General features: G+C 45.2%; 11 protein-coding genes. 6 read left to right on the top strand and 5 right to left on the bottom strand.

What is annotated here, in order from left to right; genetic code table 11:
• Entirely contained in the window at nucleotides 1-387 is a 387-nt protein-coding gene (locus A596_RS07355; RefSeq protein ID WP_039913471.1) for a hypothetical protein, read from the bottom strand.
• A gap of 183 nt (nucleotides 388-570) precedes the next feature.
• Between A596_RS07355 and A596_RS07350 the strand changes: the two genes are divergently transcribed.
• From A596_RS07350 to A596_RS07330, 5 genes are all read left to right on the top strand, one after another.
• The gene (locus A596_RS07350) at nucleotides 571-990 is read left to right on the top strand and encodes a YchJ family protein (protein WP_152600124.1); all 420 of its coding nucleotides are present in this window, start codon (nucleotides 571-573) and stop codon (nucleotides 988-990) included.
• A gap of 279 nt (nucleotides 991-1269) precedes the next feature.
• Nucleotides 1270-2553, top strand: a complete 1284-nt coding sequence (locus A596_RS07345) for a diguanylate cyclase (protein WP_039913470.1) — start codon at nucleotides 1270-1272, stop codon at nucleotides 2551-2553.
• A gap of 214 nt (nucleotides 2554-2767) precedes the next feature.
• Nucleotides 2768-3538, top strand: coding sequence for a translesion DNA synthesis-associated protein ImuA (imuA, locus tag A596_RS07340; protein ID WP_039913469.1), 771 nt, complete (start codon nucleotides 2768-2770; stop codon nucleotides 3536-3538).
• Nucleotides 3538-4986: a DNA polymerase Y subunit UmuC family protein gene (locus A596_RS07335; protein ID WP_052417328.1), complete on the top strand. Its 1449-nt coding sequence runs from the start codon at nucleotides 3538-3540 to the stop codon at nucleotides 4984-4986. Before imuA ends, A596_RS07335 begins: the two co-directional genes overlap by 1 nt.
• A 16-nt stretch (nucleotides 4987-5002) precedes the next feature.
• Complete coding sequence (locus A596_RS07330; protein WP_039913468.1) at nucleotides 5003-8170, top strand: error-prone DNA polymerase; 3168 nt, start codon at nucleotides 5003-5005, stop codon at nucleotides 8168-8170.
• Nucleotides 8171-8245: 75 nt separating this feature from the next.
• On the opposite strand, the gene A596_RS07325 is transcribed toward A596_RS07330, so the two are convergent.
• The 3 genes from A596_RS07325 to A596_RS07315 form a co-directional block, all read right to left on the bottom strand.
• Nucleotides 8246-8767, bottom strand: a complete 522-nt coding sequence (locus A596_RS07325; RefSeq protein WP_039913467.1) for a GNAT family N-acetyltransferase — start codon at nucleotides 8765-8767, stop codon at nucleotides 8246-8248.
• 72 nt (nucleotides 8768-8839) lie between these two features.
• The gene (locus A596_RS07320) at nucleotides 8840-9856 is read right to left on the bottom strand and encodes an aspartate carbamoyltransferase (protein ID WP_039913466.1); all 1017 of its coding nucleotides are present in this window, start codon (nucleotides 9854-9856) and stop codon (nucleotides 8840-8842) included.
• 136 nt (nucleotides 9857-9992) lie between these two features.
• Nucleotides 9993-11162 carry a glycerol-3-phosphate dehydrogenase/oxidase gene (locus tag A596_RS07315; RefSeq protein WP_039913465.1) on the bottom strand — a complete coding sequence of 390 codons (1170 nt, stop codon included), beginning with the start codon at nucleotides 11160-11162 and terminating at the stop codon, nucleotides 9993-9995.
• A 727-nt stretch (nucleotides 11163-11889) separates the two neighbouring features.
• Here A596_RS07315 and A596_RS07310 point away from each other — a divergent pair.
• On the top strand, nucleotides 11890-12534 hold the full coding sequence (locus A596_RS07310; RefSeq protein WP_052417327.1) for a DUF2214 family protein: 645 nt from the start codon (nucleotides 11890-11892) through the stop codon (nucleotides 12532-12534).
• Nucleotides 12535-12626: 92 nt separating this feature from the next.
• On the opposite strand, the gene A596_RS07305 is transcribed toward A596_RS07310, so the two are convergent.
• Nucleotides 12627-13401: acetylating acetaldehyde dehydrogenase (locus tag A596_RS07305; RefSeq protein ID WP_235425639.1), on the bottom strand; the 775-nt coding region annotated here is incomplete at its 5' end.

Genomic DNA, 13401 nt, shown 5'->3' with positions numbered 1-13401 from the left:
TTATAGATCCTTGGTCTGTATGGCCGAATTGTTCGTTACTATCAAGGTTGTGCATTGGCCTGCATTGATGGAGACATTAATAAAAGCATCAGAATTAGCTGCACGCAGTTGCGCCATCTTCACCGCATCAGAGGTAACGCAGCTGCCCGAAACACCAGTGGAACCCTGCAGTCCACGCACATAAATTGCGGAGCCCTGATCAGAGATTTCAATATAATCCGTGGTATAACCTGACGCACGGGTAGCTCCCAAAGAACCCCAGATCGCCGTAGCCGACACAGCAACCGGAGAACCATATTTGGCACCCGCCATTGCGCCCATGCTCAACGTGGCCGCACCACACAATGCCACTACGGATAAAGTCTTTAATAATCCAAACTGTTTCATTACACACTCCTGGTTAAGTAAGTTTTACTTTTGCTACATTCCTGTCCCTGCAATTTCCGCATGAACAAAAATTTGGATTAATCACCGAACCGAACAGCAGAATAGGCTGGCGCCCTATATCCAATCCGGTGAAAATTGGCTCCGCCAAAAACAGGCGCACAAAATACCGAAAAGGACCACAAAATGCCATCGAAAACACCAGCCTTTAACTCCCAATTACCCTGCCCTTGCGGGAGCCAGAATCCCCTTGCCAATTGCTGCCAACCTTATATCCAGGGCCAATCCTGGCCGGAAACGGCGGAACGGCTGATGCGCTCCCGCTACGCCGCCCATGCACTTCTGGCAATTGATTACTTATGGGATACCTGGAGCCCCGAGCAACGCCTGCGTTCCAGTAAGGCCGACATCCAACAGTGGGCGCAAAGCTGTGACTGGCTAGGCTTGCAAATTCTTGCCACGCATAAGGGCCAAGCCGATGACCAGGAAGGGATTGTAGAATTTATTGCCTTTTTTCGTCAGAACGGACAATTGCAACAACATCATGAACGATCCCTGTTCCGTAAAAGCCTGGGTAAATGGCTATATGTAGATCACCGCGATTAATTCTGCAATTTGACTGTGAACCAGACGGCGCAACGGATAAATATCCGTCAACATGCCCGTAATCCATTCGACGCCGACGCCAGAGCAACGTAAAATGACGTTTAATTGCGCGCCACCACTCAATGGTTTGCATTCAGAATAAAAGTAATCGTCCAAAAGAAAGTTGCTGTTCCAAACAAAGTAGCTGTTTCAAATAAAGTAGCTGTGCCAAATAAATTAACTACACTCAGGTGACCTTTTGAGCTTCCGTAATCCCTTGTCTATTTTTCGCACGGCCTTATGAAAATCCTTCTGGTTGAAGACAGCGCGACCCTTCGCTATGCCATGCGTAACTATATTATTGACGCGGGACACGAACCCTTATTGGCTCGCAGTGGCGAAGAAGCGTTGCAGCTGCTGGAAAATACGCCTGTCGACATGATCATCATGGACGTGGAAATGCCCGGCCTGAACGGCTTTGAAACCACGCGCCTGATTCGCGAATGGCTAGCCGGCCATTGGATTCCCATCATTTTTGTTACCGGTTTGAACGAAGACGAAAATTACCGCGAAGGAATTGACGCTGGCGGTGATGATTATCTAATCAAACCCGTCAGTTTTATGATCATCAAAGCCAAGATTCGCGCGATGGAACGGATTGCCGAAATGCGCGATCAATTGAGCCGCCTGAATTCTGAACTGGAAGCGCTCAGCCAGCTTGATAGCCTCACCCACATTTATAACCGTCGTACCTTTAATGAGTTAGCACAGCAGCAATGGGCATTGGCGAAACGCCATCAACAACCCATTAGTGCATTAATGATCGATGTGGATCATTTCAAATTATTCAACGATCACTACGGACATCCGGCAGGCGATACCTGCTTGAAAAAAGTCACCCAGGCAATTAAAAGCTGCCTGCATCGCACTACCGATATTTTAGGCCGCTACGGCGGTGAAGAGTTTATCGTACTGCTACCGGAAACCGATGCCAAAGGCGCCATGTGTGTAGCACAGTCTATTGGTGAAGCAATCAATGCATTGCAATTACGCCACGATGTTTCACCAACTGCCTCCTTCGTAACTGCCAGTCTCGGCGGTGCAACTTGCTTGCGAACCACCGGACATGATTTGGAAGAGTTAATTAAAAATGCTGACCGCGCATTGTATAAAGCCAAACGCGCCGGCCGTAACCGTAGCTGGGTAGATGAAGTAGCCACCCATAAAACCTTACTGCTAGCAGACAATAATCCGGAATTGATTCGACATTTCACTACTCATTTGCAAGCACATTTCAATTTATTAACGGCAGAAACCCAAACTGAATGCCTGGAACTCGCGGTAGATTTACATCCGGATTTAATTTTGCTGGGCACCAATATCGCCAATACCCAGGCAGGTGCTGATTTGTGCAAAATTCTTGCACGTACCCCCAAAACCGCAGGTATCAATCTGGCACTGGTAAGCGAGGCACAGGATGAAAAAACCAGCGAATTGGGCAATACACTGGGCATCAAACATCATTTTGATAAGTCCCTCAACGGCCCTGCACTATTAAATAAAATCGTCGGGTTTATTCATTAAACCTGCCTTTTCTTTTTTCCAATCCGCTTCATCCATCTTGTCTCACCCATTTCTTCTTTTAAGACCTATTTCATTCCAATAGAGCTTAGGGTTAACCAGGCATCAACATTTATAACCAAACAATGTTAAGCCGCCACAGGATCTGCTTGACTATACAGCACCTCAAAACGATATACTGTATTTAAATACAGTATCACTTCAATTTCCATTCATCATGAACCAGCAACTGCCTACCAACCTTGAACAATTATTGCAGCGTGGAGATATCTGGCGCGGCACCAAAGCATTTTTTCAGGATAACAATGGACAGGATACAGGCCATCCGGAACTGAATAATTGTTTGGTTCATCACGGTTGGCCACGGGCTTGCCTGATCGAAATAAACCAGCAGGAATTAGGGCAAGGAGAATGGTTATTACTGGCACCGGCATTGCGCAATAACACCGAAGGATTGCAAATATTAATCAACCCGCCTGCACTGCCATTTGCCCAGGGCTTCCTACAAGCCGGATTAAATTTGGACCAGATATTGATTGTGAATGCACCGGCTAAAAATGATTTCCTCGCTGCGTTTGTAGAAATTGCCCGCGCCAAGGCCTGCAGCCATCTGTTAGCCTGGCAACCACAACAAGCGCTGAATTACACTGAAATTCGAAAATGTGTATTAGCCAGTAATGAAGGTTCCGGTATTTATTGGTTGTTACGCCATTCACGCACTACACCACAATCCTCACCAGCCCATTTGCGTTTACGTACACAGATTTATGCAGAATATCTGGAGGTGCTCATCACCAAACAAAAAGGTGGTGAACAATCATTACTGAATAAACCACTTGAATTATCGCTACCGCGCGAATGGATGGGTTATCTACCCCATGCAGACCTTGATAACTATCCGGATAACATTCCTCACATCCATCCCCAAAAGCCTGTTCGTTCATCAGGAAAAATTACCAACAACATATCCAGACTGCGGAGCCGTTAATGAGCCGCGCCAGTACACTATCACCACCGCCAATGCGCTTGTGGTTAGCCATTCGTTTATCCGGAAATAATGACAACAATGGTCACCCAACAAAAAACAACATTGATAGTACAATTGAAAAAAAATTAATGGTGTTGTGTGATGCGCTATACCAATTTACACCGCACCTGCAAATGTATATTTCTCAATATACCCGTGAGCACGGGGTATTGCTGGAAATATCCCGTTCATTAACATTATTTGGTGGCATTACAACGCTGCTTGATCTCATCCATAAGCAATTGCATGCAAAAAATGTGACGGACCATTATTACCATGCACTGGCTCACACAGCACAAGCAGCCTGGTTGTGCAGTTTTTTAGAGCATGCTGATAATATCATTCAGCACATTGAGCAACCAATCAACCATCATAACGCTGAACAATTACGTTATTTTTTTCGCGACCGGTTACAACAATTACCCGTAACCTGCCTGGAAGAATTCCCACATGAAATTACTGTATTGGAACAAACCGGTTTTATCTCATTAGGCGATGTAATCCAGCAAATACAGGCCAGTGGTTTGCGCAGTTTTTCCAAACGTTTTGGCAATGAATTCAGCCAGTATTTGAGTGACATGCTGGATATTAGCCCGGATATGCAACAACCCGGTTTATTCTCTGCACCAGTTCCCCTGTTCCATCCTGAAATCCGTTTTATTGAACGGGTAGATCTGGAATTTCCTGTGACCCAACTGGATTTATTGCAACCGGGACTCAGGTTACTGTTGCAAAAATTAAGTTATCACCTGCAACAGCGCCAACATCAATGCCAGATGATTGAATGGCATCTCATCAGTATTTATCAGGAGCGTGAAATTATTCGCGTGCATTGCGATACCCCGCAGCAGCAAGGGCATTTATTGCTGGATTTGAGTTTGATCCAATTTGAACAATATGCATTTCGTTTTGCGGTAGACCAAATGGAACTGTACTGCCCTTTTACATCGCCAGTGCAAGCACAAACCTGCCCTCTGGATTTTTCCCAACAATCTCCAAACCCAAAAACCACTCAGGATTTCACCCTCACCACCGCCAAACTGAAAGCGCGCCTGGGTAATAGTGCAATTTATAAAATCAGCTACAAGGATGACCATTTACCGGAGTTAAGCAATGACATCATCAGTTACCAGAAAACGGCCTGGCAAGTATTACCCGCTTTGCAACAGCAAGCATTGCGCCCCAAATGGTTATTTGCGATCCCGCAAACGATTGGGCAAACACCGGCAGGATTAAACTGGCGCGGCCAATTACAATTATTAGCCGGCCCCGAACGCATCCATACGCATTGGTGGGATACGCCCGTTGCACGCGATTATTTTATGGCGCAACGACACGATGGTTTAAGGTTATGGATTTTTAAAGATTTGCAACAACAATGCTGGTTTGTGCAAGGCGTTTTTTGTTAGGGAATTGCCACATATTATGAATTACACACACCTTCATACCATTACCAATTTTACATTTTTAACCGGCGCATCCCATCCGCACGAAATGGTTGAACGCGCAAAGGAATTGGGCTACAGCGCAATTGCTATTACCGATGAATGTTCATTGGCAGGCGTCGTAAAAGCATTTGCTGCCGCCCAACGTTGCGAAATGGAAATAATTATCGGCAGCCGTTTTTTATTATCCAATGGGATAACCGTAATTGCGATCGCTCCGACTCGTATCGCTTATGCGGAATTATCCGGTTTTATTACCCTCGCCAGACGACGCGTCGATAAAGGCAGTTACGAAGCCCATCTGGAAGATTTGCGTTTTCGCTTGCAGCATTGTTTGCTTATCTGGTTGTGCGGCCCAATCACCACTAATAATGAAGCAAGCATCGAAGCCCATGCCGATTATTTAACGCGCGCGTTTAAAAATCGCCTATGGCTCGGTATTAATCATCAATTGCACAGTGGCGAACAACAACAGTTTGAACGCTGGCAACAATTAGGTAACGAATGGGAAATTCCACTGGTAGCTGCCGGCCAAGCCCTGATGCACAGTAGCAAGCGTAAAATGTTATTGGATTGCCTCAGCGCAATTCGTTTGAATAGCGAAGTACAACAATTAGGAACGAATACACAGGCAAATAGCGAAGCTTATTTAAAAACCCTTGGGCAATTGGAAAAATTGTATCCGGTAAAGTTATTACAGGAAACCGAACGCATCCTGGAGTTATGTGATTTCTCAATGGAGGAATTACAATATCAATATCCACAAGAATTAGTGCCAGCTAATCTTTCACCTGATGAATATTTGCGCCACCTGGTGCAACAGGGGGAGAAAAAACGTTATCCACAAGGTACGCCGACAGCAGTCACGCAACTGATTGAAAAAGAGTTGCACCTTATCATCGAAGAAAAATATGAGTTTTTCTTCCTGACGGTATACGACATCGTTGAATTTGCACGCTCACAAGATATTTTATGCCAGGGGCGTGGCTCTGCCGCTAATTCAGTCGTATGTTATTGCCTTGGCATTACCGAAATTGCCCCCGGACAAATCAATGTGTTATTTGAACGATTTATTTCCAGGGAACGCAATGAACCACCGGATATTGATGTCGATTTTGAACATGAGCGACGCGAAGAGGTTATTCAATATATTTACCAAAAATATGGCCGTGAACATGCAGCATTGGCCGCAACGGTTATTACCTACCGCCGTCGTAGTGCGGTTCGCGACCTGGGTAAAGCATTAGGTTTTGAGCCAATATTTATAACGCATTTGGCTTCATCGATTGCCTGGTGGGATGAGCGTGACGAATGGGAACAGCGCCTTGTTCGCTTGAATAAACAATTACAAGAATCCGATCAGGCGTTTACATTGCCTTCACAGAAAATGTTGTATTTATTTTTTCATCTTGTAAATGAGCTGCGGCGGTTTCCACGGCATTTATCCCAACATGTGGGCGGTTTTGTTATCGCACAGGATCGCATTAGCGATCTGGTTCCAATTGAAAATGCCAGCATGCCCGAGCGCACTATTATTCAATGGGATAAAGAAGACCTGGAAACCATGCGTTTGTTAAAAGTGGATGTCCTTGCATTGGGCATGTTAACGGCGCTGAAAAAAACACTAAAAATTATCCAAAAATATCGCCCTGAAATACAACGGATTTCAGATATTCCCGGTGAAGATGACGCCACCTATAAAATGTTGCGTATGGCCGATAGCATTGGTGTGTTTCAAGTAGAATCACGTGCACAAATGTCGATGTTGCCGCGCTTAAAACCCAACACATTCTATGACCTGGTTATTCAAATTGCCATTGTACGCCCAGGCCCCATTCAAGGTGGAATGGTTCATCCCTATTTGCAACGGCGCAATAAAAAAGAGAAAGTGACTTATGAGCACGATGATTTGGAACCTGTTTTAAGAAGCACATTAGGTGTTCCAATTTTTCAGGAACAAGCTATCAGGCTTGCCATGGTTGCAGCAGGTTTTAGCGGTGGCAGAGCAGATGAATTACGGCGCTCAATGGCAAGCTGGGGGAAAAACAGCGATCTGGAAAAATTTGAGGAAGAATTTATTGCCGGCATGTTAGCGCGAAAATACTCTCGCGATTTTGCAGTGCGATTATTCGATCAAATCAAAGGCTTTGGTGGTTATGGCTTTCCGGAATCCCACTCCGCCAGTTTTGCGTTACTGTGTTATGCCTCCTCCTGGTGTAAACGTCATTATCCCGCTGCCTTTTATTGTGCATTGCTAAATAGCCAACCAATGGGATTTTATTCGCCCTCACAATTAATTCAGGATGCAAAGCGCCACGGCGTTATGGTACTACCTGTCGAAATTAACCACAGTAGATACGATAATCAACTGGAAATTATTACCACCAATAATTTACATTCTGAATATTTTCCTAATCCACAGCCTTTACTCGCTATCCGCCTTGGCTTTAGCCAAATCAGTTCACTCGATACCACGGCTGCACAAGGTATTGAACGCTGGCGCGGCAATAAGTTGTTTACATCATTAGAAAATCTTTCACGTCGCACGCCACTTACAACAACGGATTTGGGCCACCTTGCGGCAGCTGATGCATTTGCACAACTCACAGGCAATCGCCACGAGGCACGTTGGCAAGCAGCAGCCATAAAACCTTATATAGCGTTATTGGAGCAAAGTGAAAACCAACACGATTTATTAACTATGCCTGCGCCATCGCTGGAAAAAGATATGCAGGATGACTATGCCAACCTTGGTTTAAGTTTGCGTGCACACCCTATGGCATTATTGCGCAATCAACCGCCCTTTAATCGCTGCAAAACCCGGCGAGAATTAGCCGGTGTGGGCCATAGGCGTTTTGTACGCGTTGCCGGCCTGGTCACTGGCAGGCAACGACCTGGTACGGCAAAAGGCAGTATGTTTGTGACATTGGAAGATGAAACAGGCAGCATCAACGTGATTGTCTGGCAACAAACCCAGGTTCATTTTCGTGAGCCATTGTTAAATTCACAATTATTATTGATCAAGGGGGTATTGGAAATTAATGCAACGGATAGTGAAACACCGGTAATCCATTTGGTTGCAGGCCATCTGCAGGACTATACCCATTGCTTGAAAAACCTGACGGTAAATTCGCGGGATTTTCATTAATCTATTTTTATGAAAAATATTAAATAACATTTTTTATTGTATTATTTTTTTGAGTTATCGAAAACCTTACAGGATTTACAAATTCGCCGGATTAATTTTTGCAGTGAGGATATGATCTTCCCAATGACCATTAATTTTCAAATATCGCCTGGCATAACCTTCCTGCCCAAAGCCTAAGGATTTTAGCAAATTCCCCGAACGCTCATTGTGTGGTAAATAATTGGACATCACGCGGTTTAATTGCAATTCCTCAAATGCATAATCCACAACATGCACGCATAATGCTTTCATAATCCCTTGCCCTTGATATGTTTTGGCAACGGCATACCCCATATATCCAGCCTGAAAAACACCACGCACTATATTGGTCAGGTTACATACAGCCCCTACATTATCGCGATCATCCACTGCCATAAAATATACCGCCCTCCCTTCCTGCATTTCTGCTGTGCGGTTTTGCATTTGTTCTTGCCAATAGTCGAGCGTATAAAAACGATCACTGCGTTCAGGTTCCCAGAGCGCAAGGTGAGTGCGGTTTTCCACATAGAAATCAAGCAATCGTTGTGCGTCAGCATGAGCTGTTTTCCTGAATTCCAATTTTTGACTCCATAGAAAAAAATCCGTACTACCAGGTAATACGGATTTTTCGCAGTAAATTTAAATTGCTTATTAATTGGAGCGAAGCGAATTATACCAATTCACTTCACGCGCATATTTATCTACCTGGTCTGCTACATCTAACACCAATGCAAATAGCGCCATACGCACCAACACACCATTATCAGTTTGACGGAAGATGGCGAGATTGGGATTTGCATTGAGGTCATTGTCGAGTTCATTCGCATCGGCACGCGAGTCACGCGGGAGTGGATGCATAATGACGGTGTTAGGTTCGCAGTACTCCGTGTAGATGGATTGATTCAAACGGAAACGACCGCGATATTGATCCGCCTCTTCCTTACTTGCAAAACGCTCTTCCTGAATACGGGTTGAGTATGCAATATCAATATGGGTAATGCTGGTAGGCAAATCATCGGTAATGTGGACGGTGTGACCTGCTTTGCGCAACTCTTCCACAATATATTCCGGCATTGCCAATTCCCCGGGTGATACGAGGGTTACGCTGATTTTGTCGAAAATGCACAATAGCTTGCACAATGAATGCACTGTACGTCCATGCTTTAAATCGCCAATCATGGCAATTCGCAAACCATCCAGGTCACGCCCTTTGGAACGAAGCTCCTTGCGGATCGTGTATAAATCCAGCAAGGCTTGAGTGGGATGCTCATTAGGGCCATCGCCACCATTAATCACCGGAACACGGCTGCCTTCAGCGAACTCGGCAACTGAACCCGCTTGCGGGTGACGCATACAAATTACATCGCTATAACCCGAAAGCACACGCGCCGTATCGAACAATGATTCGCCTTTAGTGAGCGACGAACTTTCAAAACCTGTTGTTTCACGTACATTGCCGCCGAGCAAATTAAACGCTGCGCCAAAACTGACACGCGTACGAGTACTGGGCTCAAAAAACATATTGCCGAGAATGGCGCCTTCTAATACGCGCGTAACTTTACGGCGCAAGGCGTAGGGTTCCATCGCATCGGCCACGTCAAAAATACGCTGGATGTCAGCACGTTCAAATTGGGTAATGGAGAGAATGTGGGCACCGGTGAAGTTCACAGGAGAATCCTTAGCGGAGACCGCTGGTTGGGGTGACAGGAAATCGGGCGCCATTCTAGCGGTAGATACCGTTCAGACCAACGGCAATGGCAAAAATATCCGCAAGATTAATAGCCCAAGGGAGCCATTTGCCGGTTTAATGGACGGGAATAAGTGAGACCAGGGCCGTGTCTGCGCGGCGCTCTTTAGTCGGCAATGATGGCATGAGTCGCTGCATTGCCTGCTCGGCAGTCGCGCGGTAGGTAGTCAACTTTCCACCCATTACGGATAAAACCCTTGGCCTGGCTTCATCATCCACCGCAAACATGACTTCCCGTGGGCGGGAAAATGCGCGTTTATCGCTTTTTGGTAATACACGTAGACCCGCAAATGTTTCGACCTGCTCTGCAGGAATCACCAGTTGCGGAAAGTAATAGCGCAATGTGTTCAGTAGATATTCCCTTTCCGCACTTGAACATACGGCTTTCTCTGGAGCATCTTCATGAATTTTTTCGGTAGTACCAACCAGCAAACGCCCTTCCCACGGCAAGACGAAAATTGCTCGTTTATCGGAGGGAGCCTCCAGATAAAAGTACTGATCCAATAAAGGCGGAAGCAGAAGGTGGCTACCCTGCACCAGCTCAACCCCGGGTACGGGCAAAGCCGGTGTAATCTGGCCCAAGACTTCCCGCACCCAGGGCCCCGCACAATTGACCAGCGCCCTGCAACTTACCGATTCATGCCCGCGAGCGGTTTCAATATCCACCTTACAACATTGTCCATTGCGCTCAGCGGCCACAAAACGCGCCGGCATCATTAAATCTGCACCAAGTAACACCGCCGATTGCAATACAGCACGAGTAAGCGCCGCATCATCGGTCTGGGCCTCATGGTAGCGGAATACAGCACTGAGCTTGTCCTGGCGCAGACCAGCCAAACGCGGCCACTCTTCTTTGGATATTTGCCTGAATAATGAATCCTTATCCAAACCAGCCAGCACAGCATAGAGGCTCAATCCCGCTCGAATGGTCAACGGTGACCGGGTTGAATCCTCATAAACAGGAATGTGCAATGGCTTCAACTTCACCAGTTCAGGGGCAAGCTTCAATAACAAAGCCCGCTCACGCAAGCTTTCACGCACCAAACCAAACTGGGCCGATTCCAGATAACGCAAACCGCCATGAATCAACTTTGAGGATTTGCTGGAAGTACCTGCTGCTGGTGCGGTTTTTTCCACCACCAATACAGAATAACCAGCCGCCGCCGCCGCTTGAGCAACACCAGCCCCCTGAATACCCGCTCCGATCACGACAATGTCGTATTTCATTGTTTTTATTCCGGCAATTAATAGCTGAGACGTTAAAGACCTGCTGAGTATAGTCCAGCGCTGTAAAGATGTTCGACAATATATTGTCGTCATTATTCACGTCCCTGGTCATTAACCGGTTATTTTTTATTGCTAACCGGAGCATGGATTCAGGAAACAGTAAAACCCTGGTTTTTGTCCGCTCCCCCGGATTAATCGTTACGCAACCCGACACAGCAGTAATACACGTTATTTTTCCAATAAAAACTAAAATTTATTTCCGAGCATTCAAAACCATACCAACGCACCAAACAATTACATACATTCCCCTTAAAAAACCATCCATGCACCAGGTAAGATCAAACCGGTTTACGAAACCAATTGGTATCAGTATTTTTCTTCAATTCTTTTCCATATTTTTTTGAATTTTTTTATACCAGGGCAGTCAATGCATTTAATTGGTGCAAACAGGAAAAAACGCACCTGCTTTCATTGTAGTTATCGGGAGAACCACCCTATTGAAAAAAGCATTCTTCTACCCATAGACTTGGCACACAGGAAACGTGTAAGCATAAAAATTCCTGAAAAAAAATTAACTACCACTGCAATTCCCTCCAGCATCACTAACAACTGTTAGTGCACTAAGAGCGCTCAACGAATACAAAAACCTTTCATGAAAAATATTCGTGGTGGTTTTTGTGAATTTTTAACAATCACAATGTCGCCCTTATTTGGCAGGTGAAATATAATGATCAATTCCCTTTTGGTTTATATTCATTTACTCGCTGCGTGTGTTGCGATAGGAATTTTATTAATACAGGACTATGCACTTTTTCAAACCCATGGCAGGCGCCTGACAACACTTGAAATAGCCGAATTGCATTTGAATGCGAAAAGAGTATCTATCGCATTACTGTTGTTATGGGTAACTGGAATCGCTATTGTGATTAAAGGATATATCGGCCACCCGGATTACATCATCAATCAAAAACTCTGGGCAAAATTAAGCGTAGTTGTAGTGCTAACAGTAAATGGATACTTATTGCATAACTTCTGCTTCCCACGCTTATGCAAACCACAAGGTCTGAATGAGTTATCCTCTTCAGAAAAAGTACTCCTTGCCCTTGCAGGTAGTTTGTCAACAACATCATGGCTTTATGCCAGCTATCTCGGTATAGCACGTCATTGGAGCTTTTCTGTGAACTACACAGATATGATGGCAATATATGCCGGGACATTCCTGATGCTGTTTATAATCGCGTGCCAATGCCTTTGGTATTTTTCAAAAGTTTCGCAAATAACGCAACAAACGGATCATTTGACCAGAGCCTGGAGTGAAAATAAAAAGAACATTGAACAGCCAACCGTACAAGCATTGCACGATACCCGGTAGAAGGGAAAAACACAGAAAAAGCAGAGTGTTGCGAATGAGGGAAGATAAGGATGTGCTGTTAAATATCACATCCTTGTGATTCGCATGGTCGATCAATATTCCATTTGTAATCCGGTTTTGATCGCTGGAGTTTTTTGCACTTGACGGTCCGTCAGCAAACATTTTGCATAATGCTCTGCAACCGCAATTGCAGCACAATTAATAATATCGAGGTTACCTGCATACTTCGGTAAATAATCTCCCAACCCCTCCACACTCAAATCGATACGAATACCACCATCAATCACCATTGGATTGGACTCCAATCGATAACCCGGCACATAACGTTGAATACGTAACAACATTTCGTTCAGTGGCCCCTGGAGTGCATCCAGATCTGCGGCATCACACCACGCCATAACAGTGGTGAACATGCGAGTTTCCAGATTCACATCATCCACATGAAGCTCAACATCAAATTCGCCCACTCCAGTATATTTGCGCAAACCCGCTTTTGTGTTGTGGTAATACTCATCAATATTAGCAAGCGTTCCCGGGCCAATTGAATTGGCAGAAACGATAGAGGAAACGGATATTTTTTTAACATCAGGAATACAATCAGCCAACACTTTAGCAATAGGTATGGATGATTGACCACCACAGGAAATCATACTGATATTGCGATTGCGCAACGCCTCTTCCATTCCCAAACCAGGGACACAGCATTCACCGATGTGTGATGGAGTCATATCAATAGCCAATATGCCCAGCTCCTCAAAAAGCTTGGCGTGTTCTTTATGATAAGCCGCCGAGGTAGCATCAAAAACGATGTCACAGGAATTATGCGGATCCAAAAATGCATTAATGCCTTTATCTGAAACCTTAACA

It is taken from the genome of Cellvibrio mixtus subsp. mixtus J3-8, assembly GCF_000766945.1.
GTDB lineage: Bacteria > Pseudomonadota > Gammaproteobacteria > Pseudomonadales > Cellvibrionaceae > Cellvibrio > Cellvibrio mixtus_A.
The sequence above is the reverse complement of the archived record's forward strand: the minus strand, read 5'-3'. Positions and strand labels throughout refer to the sequence as shown.

What these genes read in the sequence shown, in the direction of transcription:
- A596_RS07355 (WP_039913471.1), bottom strand. Translation starts at nt 387, where the DNA reads ATGAAACAGTTTGGATTATTAAAGACTTTATCCGTAGTGGCATTGTGT.
- A596_RS07350 (WP_152600124.1), top strand. Translation starts at nt 571, where the DNA reads ATGCCATCGAAAACACCAGCCTTTAACTCCCAATTACCCTGCCCTTGC.
- A596_RS07345 (WP_039913470.1), top strand. Translation starts at nt 1,270, where the DNA reads ATGAAAATCCTTCTGGTTGAAGACAGCGCGACCCTTCGCTATGCCATG.
- imuA (WP_039913469.1), top strand. Translation starts at nt 2,768, where the DNA reads ATGAACCAGCAACTGCCTACCAACCTTGAACAATTATTGCAGCGTGGA.
- A596_RS07335 (WP_052417328.1), top strand. Translation starts at nt 3,538, where the DNA reads ATGAGCCGCGCCAGTACACTATCACCACCGCCAATGCGCTTGTGGTTA.
- A596_RS07330 (WP_039913468.1), top strand. Translation starts at nt 5,003, where the DNA reads ATGAATTACACACACCTTCATACCATTACCAATTTTACATTTTTAACC.
- A596_RS07315 (WP_039913465.1), bottom strand. Translation starts at nt 11,162, where the DNA reads ATGAAATACGACATTGTCGTGATCGGAGCGGGTATTCAGGGGGCTGGT.
- A596_RS07310 (WP_052417327.1), top strand. Translation starts at nt 11,890, where the DNA reads ATGATCAATTCCCTTTTGGTTTATATTCATTTACTCGCTGCGTGTGTT.